Origin of the sequence: Arenibacter flavimaris (genome assembly GCF_030291335.1) — a bacterium.
GTDB lineage: Bacteria > Bacteroidota > Bacteroidia > Flavobacteriales > Flavobacteriaceae > Arenibacter.
The window spans coordinates 1-15,167 of record NZ_JASWIM010000062.1; the positions used below are offsets into that span (position 1 = coordinate 1).

At 40.3% G+C, this 15,167-nt stretch carries 12 protein-coding genes; 5 read left to right on the forward strand and 7 right to left on the reverse strand.

The window, feature by feature from the left end; all coding sequences use genetic code 11:
- The coding region (locus QSE00_RS24380; protein WP_286107895.1) for an IS1182 family transposase at positions 1-1,488 on the forward strand (1,488 nt) is incomplete at its 5' end.
- Between the two features lie 124 nt (positions 1,489-1,612).
- On the opposite strand, the gene accD is transcribed toward QSE00_RS24380, so the two are convergent.
- The 3 genes from accD to tamL are packed head-to-tail and all read right to left on the reverse strand — an operon-like array spanning position 1,613 to position 6,168.
- Positions 1,613-2,473, reverse strand: coding sequence for an acetyl-CoA carboxylase, carboxyltransferase subunit beta (gene accD, locus QSE00_RS24385; protein ID WP_110355654.1), 861 nt, complete (start codon positions 2,471-2,473; stop codon positions 1,613-1,615).
- Positions 2,474-2,497: 24 nt separating this feature from the next.
- Positions 2,498-3,565 (reverse strand): class II fructose-bisphosphate aldolase, encoded by a 1,068-nt coding sequence (gene fbaA, locus QSE00_RS24390; protein ID WP_286107896.1) that lies wholly within the window; start codon positions 3,563-3,565, stop codon positions 2,498-2,500.
- A gap of 59 nt (positions 3,566-3,624) precedes the next feature.
- Positions 3,625-6,168: a translocation and assembly module lipoprotein TamL gene (gene tamL, locus QSE00_RS24395; protein ID WP_353477502.1), complete on the reverse strand. Its 2,544-nt coding sequence runs from the start codon at positions 6,166-6,168 to the stop codon at positions 3,625-3,627.
- 75 nt (positions 6,169-6,243) lie between these two features.
- Between tamL and QSE00_RS24400 the strand changes: the two genes are divergently transcribed.
- A complete protein-coding gene (locus QSE00_RS24400; protein ID WP_286107897.1) occupies positions 6,244-6,966 on the forward strand; it encodes a TrmH family RNA methyltransferase in 723 nt (240 codons plus the stop codon).
- Positions 6,967-6,969: 3 nt separating this feature from the next.
- On the opposite strand, the gene porT is transcribed toward QSE00_RS24400, so the two are convergent.
- Positions 6,970-7,665 carry a type IX secretion/gliding motility protein PorT/SprT gene (porT, locus tag QSE00_RS24405; RefSeq protein WP_286107898.1) on the reverse strand — a complete coding sequence of 232 codons (696 nt, stop codon included), beginning with the start codon at positions 7,663-7,665 and terminating at the stop codon, positions 6,970-6,972.
- Between the two features lie 3 nt (positions 7,666-7,668).
- A complete protein-coding gene (gene ubiE, locus QSE00_RS24410) occupies positions 7,669-8,397 on the reverse strand; it encodes a bifunctional demethylmenaquinone methyltransferase/2-methoxy-6-polyprenyl-1,4-benzoquinol methylase UbiE (protein ID WP_286107899.1) in 729 nt (242 codons plus the stop codon).
- 348 nt (positions 8,398-8,745) lie between these two features.
- On the opposite strand from ubiE, the gene trkA reads away from it, so the two are divergent.
- Positions 8,746-10,095 (forward strand): Trk system potassium transporter TrkA, encoded by a 1,350-nt coding sequence (trkA, locus tag QSE00_RS24415; RefSeq protein WP_110355660.1) that lies wholly within the window; start codon positions 8,746-8,748, stop codon positions 10,093-10,095.
- A 1-nt stretch (position 10,096) separates the two neighbouring features.
- Positions 10,097-11,587 (forward strand): TrkH family potassium uptake protein, encoded by a 1,491-nt coding sequence (locus QSE00_RS24420; protein WP_110355661.1) that lies wholly within the window; start codon positions 10,097-10,099, stop codon positions 11,585-11,587.
- Positions 11,588-11,657: 70 nt separating this feature from the next.
- Here QSE00_RS24420 and QSE00_RS24425 read toward each other — a convergent pair whose 3' ends face one another.
- Both QSE00_RS24425 and QSE00_RS24430 read right to left on the reverse strand, forming a co-directional pair.
- Entirely contained in the window at positions 11,658-12,842 is a 1,185-nt protein-coding gene (locus tag QSE00_RS24425) for a pyridoxal phosphate-dependent aminotransferase (RefSeq protein WP_286107900.1), read from the reverse strand.
- 13 nt (positions 12,843-12,855) lie between these two features.
- Complete coding sequence (locus tag QSE00_RS24430) at positions 12,856-13,959, reverse strand: fatty acid desaturase family protein (protein WP_110355663.1); 1,104 nt, start codon at positions 13,957-13,959, stop codon at positions 12,856-12,858.
- 116 nt (positions 13,960-14,075) lie between these two features.
- Between QSE00_RS24430 and rsmG the strand changes: the two genes are divergently transcribed.
- The gene (gene rsmG, locus QSE00_RS24435; protein ID WP_110355664.1) at positions 14,076-14,711 is read left to right on the forward strand and encodes a 16S rRNA (guanine(527)-N(7))-methyltransferase RsmG; all 636 of its coding nucleotides are present in this window, start codon (positions 14,076-14,078) and stop codon (positions 14,709-14,711) included.
- Positions 14,712-15,167 lie beyond the last annotated feature (456 nt).

Here is a 15,167-nt window from a genome sequence, read left to right on the forward strand (position 1 = left end):
CCCAGTTATGATGATCTTGTTCCCGAAAATCACCCGGTGCGTATCGTCAACAGCATTTTGGACCGGATAGATATCCGTTCCATTGAAAACACCTATAAAGGAGGCGGGACCTCTAGCTATCATCCCCGGGACCTTTTAAAGATTTTGGTCTACGCCTACCTTCGCAACTTATACTCCTCCCGTAAGATCGAACAGGCATTGGGCGAGAATGTCCACTTTATGTGGCTCAGCGGCTGTATCCGGCCCGACCATAACACCATCAGCAATTTTCGCTCGGGCAAACTCAAGGGGAAGTTCAAAAAGATCTTTAACCAAGTTGTGATACTACTGGCAGAACAGGGCTATTTGAGCTTAAAGGAAATCTATGTCGATGGCACCAAGATCCAGGCCAATGCCAATCGTTATACTTTTGTATGGGGAAAAAGTATCAAGACCTCACGTTCCCGTATCGAGAAACAACTAAAAGAACTATGGAGGTATGTGGAGACGGTGTATGCCGAAGAGGAACAAAGGCCCAACGGGCCGGACAACTTTGAAGCAATAGACCCTGACCAGGTATCACGGACAATCGACAAGATCAACCAGGCACTTAAAGGGAGGAAAGTTGATGGAAAAGTAAGGCAAAAGCTCGATTACGCCAAGAAGAACTGGCCAAAGAATATCGCCAGGTACAACAGGTACGAGCAACAGATGGGCGGACGCAACTCTATGAGCAAGACGGATCCCGACGCCACTTTTATGAGGATGAAAGAGGACCATATGCTCAATGGACAGCTCAAACCAGGGTACAATCTACAGGCAGCCACCAACAATCAGTTCATAGCAAACTACACCCTTGCACAGACCACCGCGGACACCACCACACTTATCGACCATACCGAAGACTTTATAAAAGGTTACGGAAAACCACCCAGGGCACTAACGGCCGATGCAGGCTATGGGAGCGAAGAAAACTACACCTACCTTCATGAGAAGGATATTGATGCATTTGTAAAGTATAACTACTTCCATAAAGAACAGTTGGATGAGAAACGTGGAAGGCAGAAAAGGCCATTTGCAGCGGACAATCTCTTTTACAACAATGAAACGGACACCTATTATTGCCCGATGGGACAGCCCATGGAGAACATAGGGAGCTATTTAAAAAAGACCGCTACCGGATACCAGCAAAAAATAAATAGGTACCAGGCCAAGAACTGTGCAGGCTGTCAGCTCAGAAGCCTGTGCCATAGATCAAAGGGCAATCGCATAGTAGAGAGAAACCACAAGCTGGCCAGGCTCAAGGCAAAGGCAAAACAAAAATTATTGGGTCCGGAAGGAATCGCTCACAGAAAACAAAGATGCTGGGATGTTGAGGCCGTTTTTGGCAACATAAAGCACAATATGAACTTTAAAAGGTTCATGCTAAGAGGTCTTGATAAGGTGGAAACGGAAATAGGGCTCATTGCAATGGCACATAACCTTAAAAAAGTGAGCTTGGCGATGTAGGAATCGCTTTGCCCCATTAAGCTAACCTCTAAAATTACCTGATCAACAAAGCAAGTTCAAAATAATATCAGAAAAACCGAAAAATAAAAGGTCGCCTAATTAGTTTTTAGACGACCTCTTTATTTTACTTTCTAACAGGGTTGTTTTCTATTAAATCTATATAAAGATTGATTTTCTTTTTAAGATCCCTGCGATGTACAATAAAATCTAAAAATCCATGTTCCTGAAGGAATTCCGCTGTCTGGAACCCTTCGGGCAGTTCTTTCCCAGTAGCCTCTTTAACCACCCTGGGACCGGCAAAACCGATCAAGGCCCCTGGTTCGGAAATATTTATATCGCCCAACATGGCATAGGAAGCTGTGGTACCTCCAGTGGTTGGATCCGTACACAATGAAATATAAGGGATGCCTGCATCGGCGAGTTGTGCCAATTTAGCCGATGTTTTGGCCAATTGCATAAGGGACAATGCGGCTTCCATCATACGTGCCCCCCCAGATTTGGAAATCATCACAAAGGGGATTTTCTTTTTGATGGAATAATCGATACCCCGTGCTATTTTCTCTCCTACCACACTGCCCATGGAACCACCGATAAAGCTGAAATCCATACAACAAATAACAACGTCCTTACCCAGTGATTTGCCCACTCCGGTCCTAACCGCATCTTTGAGGCCCGTTTTTGCTTCGGCCGCCTTTAAACGATCCGCATACTTCTTGGTGTCCTCAAATTTCAACGGATCCTTGGAAGTAAGTTTGGCGTCCAACTCGGTAAACTTGTTATTGTCGAAAAGTATTTCAAAATATTCCTTACTGCCTATTCGTACATGATAATCGTCTTCTGGGCTAACATAAAAATTCTTTGCCAACTCATCGGATTCAACAATTTTTCCTGTAGGTGATTTGTACCAAAGGCCCCTAGGGGTATCCTTTTTCTGATCCGTGGCAGTTTGTATTCCTTTTTCCTTTCTTTTAAACCAAGACGACATAAGCTTTCTTTTTGGGTTGGGGGATTATAGGGTATTCACATTGTTAAGGTCCTCAAAAGCCTTTTTTAGACGAGTAACAAACGTTTTCTCTCCTTCTCTTAGCCAAACACGTGGATCATAATGTTTTTTGTTTGGTTCATCGGCCCCGTTTGGATTACCGATCTGGGATTGTAAATAATCCTTTTTATCTTGAACGTAGTCCCTGATACCTTCCAGGAAGGCATACTGTAAATCGGTATCGATGTTCATTTTAATAACACCATATCCAATGGCCTCACGTATTTCCTCTACGGTAGAGCCCGATCCACCGTGGAATACGAAATCTATATGGTTGTGTTCCACACCGTATTTCTCAGTAATAAATTCCTGTGAATTCCTAAGGATTTTTGGGGTTAGTTTTACATTTCCTGGTTTGTAAACACCGTGGACATTGCCAAATGCGGCGGCAATGGTAAACCTAGGGCTTACTTTGGATAGCTCTTCGTAGGCATAGGCAACCTCTTCTGGTTGTGTATATAGTTTTGAATCGTCCACATCAGAGTTGTCCACACCGTCTTCTTCACCTCCTGTAATTCCCAACTCTATTTCCAAAGTCATACCCATCTTGCTCATTCTGGCAAGGTATTTTTTGCATATCTCAATATTCTCTTCCAACGGCTCTTCCGACAGGTCTATCATATGGGAACTGTATAGCGGTTTCCCAGTTTCCTTAAAATGTTTTTCACTTGCATCCAACAAACCATCTATCCATGGCAATAATTTTTTGGCACAGTGATCTGTGTGCAATATAACGGTTGCCCCATAAGCCTCTGCCAATTGATGAACGTGTTGTGCTCCTGCCACGGCTCCCAAAATAGCCGCTTTCTGACCGTCATTTGATAAAGCTTTTCCTGCATTGAACTGTGCGCCCCCGTTGGAGAACTGTATAATTACGGGAGCATTTAAACTGGCAGCAGTTTCCAAAACTCCGTTAATCGTGTTCGATCCTATAACATTAACAGCAGGTAGTGCAAATCCTTTTTCCTTAGCATAATTGAAAATTTTCTGAACCTCATCTCCGGTTGCAACTCCTGGTTTAATATTGTGTGCCATAATCTTGTTTTAGTGTATATAATTAAAAAGTTGGGACAAAAGTAATAAAATAATCAGCTCTAAAAAGGATAATTTATACCTATGTTGAATACAGCGTTGGACAGATTGTAGTCCCTAAACCATCTTTTGGAAGATTCTTCGGCAGGATTATAAGTTTTGAGACCCATATCCAACCTAAACACAAAATATGTAAAATCGTATCGTATTCCCAAGCCTGTTCCCAATGCAATATCTGCCAAGGATCCAAAATTTTCAAATTTGGCCTTCTCGTCGGTAACGTTGTCCATGACGTTCCATATGTTACCTGCATCGGCAAAAAGTGCCCCTTTTATATCACCTACTATTGGAAAGCGATATTCTAGATTGAAGGCTATTTTTAAATTTGCTTCGTTAAAGTCGTTCACATCCTCTGTACTGCCCGGTCCAAGTGAATATGGCAACCAAGCACGGTTGTCATTGGACCCGCCGGCAAAATAACTTCTTACAAAGGGTATGTTGTCCGAATTGCCATAGGGTACGGCAATTCCGAAGAAACTCCTAAAAGCGAGTACGTTGGTCCTTGAGGTGCTCCAATGTTTTATGTAGTCGAATTCCGTTTTTATATATTGGGAAAATGGCACGTTAAAAACCAGGAGTTTATTATCTTCATTGGTATAGAACGGAATTAAATTGGAAATACCAGACAGGAGATTGCCGGCACTTTCCAATTTGAACCTAAACTGATAAAAATCATTATCGGTAGTACCGTTTTTATTGTTCTTGTTAAAAGTGTAATTGCTAGCGAATATTAAATTGTTTTCGGTTAGCCTTATTCTTCTTTCTTCAATACTACTTATGTTGTCATAATCCGAGGTGCTCGAGGCCACCTCCCCGTTTAGGATAGCGTTGGTAAAACCTGTAGTGCCCTCTGGGATTATTAAATATGGATCTGTACTGCCGCTTCCTGTCTCATAAAATTCGGCCAATGCGGGTTCGGTCTGATAATTGTCGGCAATTTCATCCAAATTCTCATAGGTGTTCTGGTAGACCGTAAAAAATCTATTGGGGTTTACATTGCGGACAAACTGTACATTTAATAACTCTACTGTATTTTTTTTAAAATCCGATGGTGACCAATTATAACCAAAAACAGTATTAAAGGTTTGTTTGTCCAGGCCAATATTCTGTTGAAAACTTGTTCCTATGGATAATTTGGTTTTGGGAAGCATATAGTTGGGTATAATACGGGATGTATTTACAAAGGGGAACCAAATTCTGGGTAAATTAAGGTTGATGTCCGCCCCCGTTTCCAAAATATTGAAAAAACGATTGTCCGCAATATCCGGGTCACTGGAGGCCCCTATGCTTATCCTTCCGGAAATACTAAGGTTTTCTGCACCTTTGAACAAATTTCGGGCTTGTAGGGATGGACTAAACCCTATGCCTAAAAATTGAATATTGGAGTGGGTTACATCAAAATCGGTACCCAAGGAATATTTAGGACGGGGTGAAAGATAGATATTGGCGGTCAGTTCTGAATCTGTACTATCGGCTACAAATTCAATATTGGGATATTTAAAGGTGTTAAGGTTGGTAATTTGTCTATAGGTTCTTATTCGGTTAATTTCCCTGTAGATACTATCTTTTTTTAAGAAAACGGCATCCGTAAGTGTTTTTGGCTTATACCGTAATTTTCCCTGGTAATAGATCGTGAAATCTTTATAGTCCACCTTATTTAAGCTATCCAGCCCATTATTGAAGGTGTAGTTGGTGTAAATATTGATTTTCTTAAAGGTGTGGACCTTGTATTCCGAGGTGGAAAGAGCGTTGTCTGTCCTAGTTTTTAAATCTTCAATATTTAAAAGAATATCCAATTTTTGATTGTTTCCCAGTTTGGTCGTGTCCCCGATTAAATCGTAGGAAATGGAGCTCTCCTGAAAGTTGTGGATACCTGTGTTTCTAAAAAGATTGGTCAATCGTTCCCGCTCGCTGTTAAAGTTGTCGAGGTCTATCCGTTGCCCTGATTTTATAAACGAATCACTCTTGTAGGCCTTGTTGATGGAGTCCAAGGCAGAAGAGGTTATTTTTGTGGAAATTGAGTCTATAAGATAAGGGGAGCCCAAATCTAACTTGTAGTTGATGGTGGCCCGTTGTTTTCTGGTACTGGTATCTATTTCATAAGTCGTAGCGTTGTTAAAATACCCCTTGCTTTTGTAATAGGCATTCAGTCTTTGCAAAGACCTTCTTGTTCTTGAAGTATCTAGGATGGCTGGAGGTTCCCCTATATTTTTTAACCATACGCTGGCCCCTTTGACCAAAAAGGATTCACCCAATCTTTCCACTTGTTTTTTGGAAAGGACATTGATGAGGCGCTGCTCCCTTTTTTCCTTTTTGTGCAACCATACCTGATAGGAAGAATCTGGGTTTTTCTTGGCCAAGTTGTAAAGATTTAATCGAAGGGGGTAACCTAATAATGTGCTGTTGGGTTTTTGAAAAATAAGGCTGTGTATATCTTCATCCGTAACCTTTGTACTATCGGCATAAATAAGGTTTTTTGTCAATAGGAGTTCGTCATCGCCAACTCTTTTTGTTGCATTGCAAGAGGTAATTGCAATTACTAGCAATAATAATCCTATTTTCGTAATGTTTAAATACATACACTGCCGTGTCCTCATAGAAGTCAAAAATACATTATTTGTATGGTTGTAAAAAGCCAAATAAAATTTATAAAAAATTTACAGCAAAAAAAGTACCGTGCTCAAAACAAGTTGTTTGTTGTGGAGGGAGTAAAGACCGTCCGGGAATTACTCAATTCTTCCCTGAAGGTCTATAAAATATATGTTACGGACAACACATTGTTGGAGGGGGATGGCAATATTATAGAGGTGATAAGTGAGGGGGAATTGAAAAAAATGAGCGGATTGTCCACTCCAAACAAGGTCTTGGGCGTATTTCATATTCCGGTTCCGGGGCCATTGGATTTTTCGGATTGGGTCATTGCTTTGGACGATGTTCGGGATCCGGGAAATTTGGGTACTATTATCCGTCTTTGCGATTGGTTCGGGGTCAAGAGCCTAATTTGTTCGTCCAATTCCGTAGATTGTTATAATCCCAAGGTCCTACAGGCTACAATGGGCTCCATAAGTAGGATGAACATTGTGTATGGGAATCTACAGGGGATTATAAGTGATTCTGGGGTTCCGGTATATGGGGCTTTTATGGATGGTGCCGAGGTTTATAAGGAGAAATTTACCCAAAGGGGAATATTGGTTATGGGGAACGAGGCCAATGGGGTATCTGAAGCCATAGAAGCCTTAATAGATAAGAAAATCACAATTCCACAATTTGGCCCCAAAACTACAGAGAGTTTAAATGTGGCAACTGCCACTGCTATCCTATTAAACGAAATTAGGAGAGGTTAATTTTTACTCAAAGGTAAAGTTAATGAACAGCCCTCTAGTCATCATTGCTTCAATATTGCCTGTCCATGGGCTGTTGGGATTATTGTCACGGACCAATTCATCATTAATGGCAAAAACGCCACGGATAGAGGGTGTAAACTTGAAATATTCCAAATAGAAATCTATCCCAAAACCCATTTCATAATAATAGGTAGTCTTCTTCATTCGGAAAGTGCCACTGCTATTGTCGTCCAAACTTTGTTCATTGCTGCCCAAGTTTAAGGAGGTCGATGCTCCTCCAACAAGAAATGGTTTCCAATTCCCCAGTCTTTTGGTACTAACCTTTAGGAGTAAAGGAAAGTTTATATAGGTCGACTTTACCTCCCTAATGGCGTCCCTTTCGTTATCAAATCCCGGAAAACCTAAATTTCGCTGGTTGTAGTGCAATCCAGGTTCAAAACGAAGATCCAAAAATTTGTTAAGACGCAGTTCCCCAATGAGCCCTACATTAAAACCATAGGATTTGTCCACCAAAATGTCGGGCAGATCGTCTTTGTATTCAAATTTAAAGTCATATTGATTGAAGCCTAAAAAATATCCCCAATTTAGTAATGGCTCGTCCTCATTTTCAAGGTTCATTACGGGTTTTTCATTAAACTGGGCATTGGACGTGGTGCCCACTGCGCAAAAAACAATTAAAAGAACTAATATATTTTTCATATTTTACTTGGTAGCTACGTATATGGAAGCAACCCCAAATGTTTGGGGCTTATTGTCTATACCTATAAACCCGATTTTGGCCAAAATATTGTTGAACTGTTGCCCGTGTGGAAAAGCAGCTGCGGATTCCGATAAATAGGCATAGGCACTGCGATCTTTGGAAAATAACATACCAATGGCCGGGAGGATAAATCTAGTATAAAATTTATATCCTTGTTTGTAGGGGGTTTTTGTGGGTATGGAGGTTTCCAGAACTACAAATGAACCTCCTGGTTTTAAGACCCTAAATATTTCCGCAAGGCCTTTTTCAAGGTTTTCAAAATTCCTAACCCCAAAGGCTACGGTGATGGCATCAAAGGAATTGGCTTCGAAGGGAAGGTTTTCACTGTCGCCAACAATCATCTTGATAATGTCTCCCAAATTTTTGTCCGAGATTTTTCTTTTTCCAACCTCCAACATTCCTGGGGAGATATCCAAACCGATAATTTCCCCAGCACCTGTTTGAGCCATATTAATGGCCAGATCGCCCGTTCCGGTTGCAATGTCCAAAATCTTATCGGGATTGTTTTTGGAGACTATGGATACTACGCGCTTTCTCCATTTAATATCTATTCCAAAAGATATAACCCTATTAAGTCCATCGTAATTTCCGGAAATAGTATCGAACATTTTTGTTACCTGTTCCTTTTTACCTAGTGTTGAATCTTTATAAGGGGTTACCTTTTTATTCATGATCATTAAATTTTTGGTAAAGATACTATATAGGCATAAAGTTATACTTCTAATTTTTACAATATGCGCTGACCTGTATTTCTTTAACTGGGATATTTTCGAATACAACCCGATTTAATTATGTAATTTTGTCCCGCTTACATTCATATTTTAAATGGAATATGGTTTAATAGGCTTCTTTCCTGTTTTGGGAAAATTGGATTTGATCCTAATTCTATAGAAGGTGTGAATAGGAAAAGGATTTGGTTTATATTTAAACTAAGTTGACGTAAGGAGAAACATTCGTAAGGCGGTATTTACCATTAATTATTGTGCGCTTCGATTGATGAAAAACAATTTATATAACAGATGAAAATTATTATTGCAGGGGCAGGTGAAGTAGGTTTTCATTTGGCGAAATTATTGTCCTATGAATCCCAAGATATTACTCTTATAGATACGAATAAGGATAGTTTATCTTATGCGGACAGTCATTTGGATATTAGGGTGCTTAGGGGGGATGCCACGTCCATTGCCATTTTAAAGGATGCACAAGTAGGGAAGTCCGACCTTGTTATTGGGGTAACTTCTTCGGAGACCACCAATATTACCTTGTGTATGTTGGCAAAACAATTGGGCTGTAAGCGAACAATAGCGCGTATTTCCAACGCAGAGTTTATTCATAACAAGGATGCCATCAGATTTCCGGACTTGGGTATTGATGAGCTTATTTCACCAGAGGCTTTGGCCGCAACTGAAATACAACTATTGTTGAACCAATCCGCTTTTAACAATACCTACGAATTTGAGGAGGGTCTTTTGATCATGGTGGGCGTATCTTTGCCAAGGACCGCACCTTTTGTGGGAAAGACCGTTAAGGAAGCTGCAAGGATATTTCCCGAGCTGCATTTTATGCCCATTGCCATCCAAAGAATGGGTACCCAATACACTATTGTGCCAAGGGGTGACACGGTTTTTAAGGAAAATGATCAGGTGTATTTCATTACTTCCAGGGAAGGGCTGGACGAATTGTACAAACTTACCGGTAAGGAGAAAAAGGAAATTAAAAACGTAATGATACTTGGCGGTAGTAAGGTGGGCTACAAAACCGCGAGGGATCTTTGTAGAAATAAGTTTAATGTAAAGCTTATTGAGAAGAATAAGGAAAAGGCCTTTGATCTGGCAGACGAACTGCCCAATGCATTGATCATTAATGGTGATGGTAGAAATGTAGAACTGTTGGAGGAGGAAAACCTGGAGGCTATGGATGCTTTTGTAGCAGTTACGGGAAATTCTGAAACGAATATTATGTCTTGTCTGGTGGCAAAATCCAAGAATGTTAAAAAGACGATTGCCCTAGTGGAGAACATGGATTATTTTCAATTGTCGCACTCCATAGGAATAGACACTTTGCTCAATAAAAAGTTGTTGGCAGCAAATAATATTTTTAGGCATATCAGGAAAGGCGAAATTGTGGCGATGACCCGGTTGAACAATTTAAATGCAGAGATTTTGGAATTCATCGTTAAACCAACATCCCAAGTAAACGGACAGATAATTAGGGAGCTTGAGTTCCCCAGGGAAGCTACCATTGGAGGGGTTATAAGGGATAATGAAGGGATTATTGCCCTAGGAGGGTTTAGAATTACAGAAGGTGATAGGGTAGTGGTATGTTGTTTGCCAAGTGCCATTCCAAAAATTGAAAAGCTGTTCCTATAGTATGGGCTTAAATTCTAAAATTATTTTTCACCTCATGGGATTACTATTACTTTGTAATGGTTTTTTTATGATTTTGGCTGCAGTGGTAAGTGGAATTTATGACGACGGAGCTACTTTGGATATTACATTTGCCGCCCTGGTTACGATGCTTGTAGGTGTTTTGGCCATGTTCTATACGCGGAATCACAAAAAAGTGGTTAAGCGGAAGGAGGGGTACATCATTGTTACTTTTGGTTGGTTGGTCATGTCTGCTTCAGGGATGTTGCCCTATCTTTTTTCCGGTGCCATTCCGGATATTACCAACGCATTTTTTGAGACCATATCCGGTTATACTACTACAGGGGCTTCGGTTGTGGATGATATAGAGGCATTACCGGAAGGAATACTGTTGTGGAGGAGTTTAACCCATTGGATAGGGGGAATGGGGATCATAGTTCTTGCGATCGCTATTTTGCCGCTTTTGGGAATTGGAGGAATGCAATTATTTGCGGCAGAAGCTCCTGGGCCGAGTGGGGATAAATTACATCCTAGAATTACGGATACCGCCAAGCGACTTTGGTTAATTTACTTTAGTTATACTGTGGCAGAGACCCTGCTGTTAAAATTGGCCGGAATGTCTTTTTTTGATGCCATGAATCACTCTTTGGCAACCCTTTCCACTGGCGGTTTTTCTACCAAAAATGCCAGTATGGCCTATTGGAACGATCAACCCTTGATTCAGTACATTGTTATTTTATTCATGTTTTTGGCCGGTAGTAATTTTGTTCTAAGCTATTATGCCTTTAAGGGAAAGGTGCAAAAAGTAATTATGGATGAGGAATTTAAGTTCTATTCCATATTTATTTTGTGTTTTACCATAGTGGCCAGTTTGGTGGTGTATTTTCAGGCCAATGTACCGGTGTCGGATTTTCATCCCATGATATTGGGAGAGTGGGAAAGCGCATTTAGGCATACCTTGTTTCAAGTGGTCTCGGTAATTACCACTACAGGTTTTGTTACGGCCGATTTTACTTCATGGACGCCCTTTTTGACCATATTCTTTTTTGGACTGTTTTTCCTTGGAGGTTCTGCCGGTTCAACGGCAGGAGGTATCAAGGTAATGAGGCACTTGCTTATTATTAAGAACGGGCTATTGGAATTTAAGCGCACCCTGCATACCAATGCCATTATTCCTGTTAGGTATAATAATAAGACAGTGCCCGAAAATATCGTATACAATATAATTGCATTCTTTGTGCTCTATATGTTGTTGTTTATAATTGGATCCTTGGTACTTGGTGCACTGGGGTTGGACTTTGAAAGTGCAGTGGGAGGGGCCGCATCCTCTTTGGGGAATGTTGGTCCGGCATTGGGTACTTTGAATCCGTTGGTCAATTTTAATAGCCTTCCTGCCCTGGGGAAGTGGTGGTGCGGATTTCTAATGCTTTTGGGTAGGTTGGAGTTATTTACAGTATTGATACTGCTTTCACCATATTTTTGGAAACGTACTTAGTATATAAAAAAAGAATTAAAAAAAATGGGCATCGATGAAGATGCCCATTTTTTTAGGTATAAAGTCCGTATTATAAAACTGCCTTTATTCTCGCCATGGCTTCCCTTAGTTCCTTCTCTGAAGCAGCATACGAAATACGTATGCAATTATCATTTCCGAAGGCCTCCCCGGTTACAGTGGCCACATTGGCTTTTTCCAATAGGTACAGGGCAAAATCCGAAGCATTATTGATCAATGTTCCATTAATCGTTTTTCCAAAAAAGCTGGAAATATCTGGAAATACATAAAATGCGCCCTCGGGGACATTAAGATTGAATCCTTTTATCTCTCCCAATAGTTCCAGAACAAGATCGCGTCTCTTGTGGAATTCGTCTATCATAAATTGGATGGAGGATATTGGGGCGTTAAGCGCAGCTATGGTTGCCCGTTGGGCAATGGCATTGGCGCCACTGGTGATCTGGCCCTGAAATTTGTTACAGGCCCTGGCAATCCATTCCGGCCCTCCTATGTAACCAATTCGCCATCCGGTCATGGCAAAAGCCTTGGAGACGCCGTTTACCGTAATGGTACGGTCGTACATGCCTTCAATATTGGCGATACTTACATGGCCACCCCTAAAATTGATATGCTCATAAATTTCATCGGATACTATAAAAATGTTGGGATGCTTTTTCAATACTTCGGCCAAACCTTCCAATTCTTCCTTACTGTATACCGACCCACTTGGATTACAAGGGGAGCTGAACCACATCATTTTGGTTTTCGGTGTAATGGCTTTCTCCAGCTGTTCCGGTGTCATCTTAAAATCGGTATCGATGCTGGTAGGGACCTCTACTGGCACACCTTGGGCCAATTTAACAATATCACTATAGCTTACCCAATAAGGAGCTGGGAGAATAACCTCATCGCCATCGTTGAGCATTACCATGGCAATATTGGCCAAGGATTGTTTTGCTCCTGTTGAGACTACAATTTGGTTAAGACCATAAGTAAGTCCATTGTCCCTTTTAAATTTATTGGCAATGGCCTGTTTTAAATCGGCATAGCCATCCACAGGGGAATAGCTACTGTAATTCTGGTCTATAGCCTCTTTGGCCGCTTCCTTGATAAAATCAGGGATGTTGAAGTCGGGTTCCCCAAGACTTAAGCCAATGATATCTTTACCTTCATTTTTTAATTCCCTGGCTTTGGCAGCCATAGCCAATGTGGCCGAGGTGGACATGGAATTGATCCTATCGGATAAATGGTTCTTCATTTTCTGTTATAATTTACTGATATTGTAATTCGGGTTTTTTGCCCAGTTCCTTTAGATGTTTGAAGTGCGAAATTATGGCTTTTCTTGTAGTTTTATATTCGTTGTACGGTAAATTAAACTCATTTGCAGTCTCTTTAACAATTTTGGCAATTTTTGTGTAATGTATATGACTGATGTTCGGGAAGATATGGTGTTCCACCTGATGGTTTAAGCCGCCCGTAAACCAGTTTACTATGCGGTTTTTGGTGCCAAAGTTCACTGTGGTGAACAACTGGTGAATGGCCCAAGTATTTTTCATGGTACCGTCCTTTTCCGGCAGTGGGGTTTCCGCTTCATCCACAACATGTGCTAATTGAAAAACTACGCTTAGTATTACTCCGGCAACATAATGCATGATAAAAAAGCCGATAAGGATTTTCCACCACGCAATGTCCAGAAATACCATAGGTACTATAATCCAAATGGTTATGTATATTAGCTTGGTTACTACCAGCATACTCCAGTTTATAAAAGGATTAGGGAACTTGCCATAGGCCAGTTTCCTTTTGGTATAGCGGTACATTTGTTGAAAATCCGTGGTTATGGCCCAGTTAAATGTAAGAAGGCCATAAAGGAAAATGGAGTAAAAATGCTGAAATTTATGGAATTTGTGCCATTTGGCGTGCTTTGAAAACCTAAGTATCCTTCCAGCTTCCAAATCTTCATCGTGTTCATGGATATTGGTATAGGTATGGTGAAGTACATTGTGTTGTACCTGCCAGTTATATACATTTCCAGCAAGGATATAGATACTGCCTCCCATTAGTTTGTTTACCCATTTTTTATTGGAATAGGAGCCGTGGTTTCCGTCGTGCATTACGTTCATTCCAACGCCTGCCATACCAATGCCCATGGTTATGGTGAGTAATAAATTGGCCCAATTTGGGAGCCCTAGGGTTAGAATTAGAAAATAGGGTGCCAAAAATAAGGCAAACATTACGGCAGTCTTTAAGTGCAATTTCCAGTTCCCTGTCTTTTTAAGATCGTTTTCCTTGAAATAATCGTTAACGCGCTTGTTAAGGGTTTTGAAAAATTGCGCAGAGTCTTTTCTTGAAAATCTTATGGGTCTGTTATCCATGATTTAATTTTTTGTAAATATACGGCAAAACGAGCCCAAATTAATTATAACTGCTTTGTTAAAACTTAGGCCATGCCTATTAATGTACTATTTTTGTAATAATTTAACTAAACATAATGGACTGTACAATCATTTATAAATATTTTCCAGATTTAACCGATTTGCAAAAACAGCAAATTGAGAAATTGCAACATTTGTACCAGGACTGGAACTTAAAGATAAATGTGGTTTCCAGAAAGGATATAGATGAGTTGTATCTTAGACATGTGCTACATTCTTTGGCCATAGCAAAATTTCAAAAATTTAATACCGGGGCAAAAATATTGGATGTGGGAACCGGTGGCGGATTTCCTGGGATACCCTTGGCTATTTTATATCCCGAGGCCCATTTTACGTTGGTCGATGCCATTGGTAAAAAAATCAAAGTGGTGCAGGAAGTGGTGGCTGGACTGGAAATTGAAAATGTCACTGCGGTTAATTCAAGAGTGGAGGAAATTACGGAACAGTTCGATTTTATTGTAAGTAGGGCAGTGGCAGCCATGCCAACTTTTACACATTGGGTGAAAGGTAGGATAAAAAAGAAATCTGTACACGAACGCAAAAACGGGATCCTTTATTTAAAGGGAGGGGATCTGGCCGAAGAATTGAAGGAATACCGTACGGTGGAAATCTATAATCTTTCCGGAATTTTTGAAGAGGAATTCTTCGAAACCAAAAAGTTGGTGTACTTACCGGTAAAATTTAAGGGCTAATTCTATAAGCTTAACATGTGGTAATAGGACTCCCTACAAGTTTTGGCGTAAGCCTTTATGTAATTGGGTATATTTCTTAATGAAAAGCTTTTCAACTTTTCCTGTGTTTTGTTTTGAATATTATTTTTCATGATCTTGGGCTTTTAAACTGACTATAAATTTACAATAACTTAACGTTAAATTTACATTATAATTGTCTGAAGAATAGTTTAAATTATGTTAAATCTGTCTTTTAGCCTTGGTTTTTAGGGGTTTTGATGGTTTTAGGCGGCCTATTTTATGACTTTTACAGAGCAAACCTTGGATGGTATATATTAACCACTAGGGTAGCCATAAGGACGGATCAATCCCAAAAGTTGTGTGTGAATTAGAAAAAGAAATAATCTACTATCTCATTTTTGTGTCCTGTTCATTTTTTGCATCGCCCAAATGCGTAGCATTCATGAATACCATTAA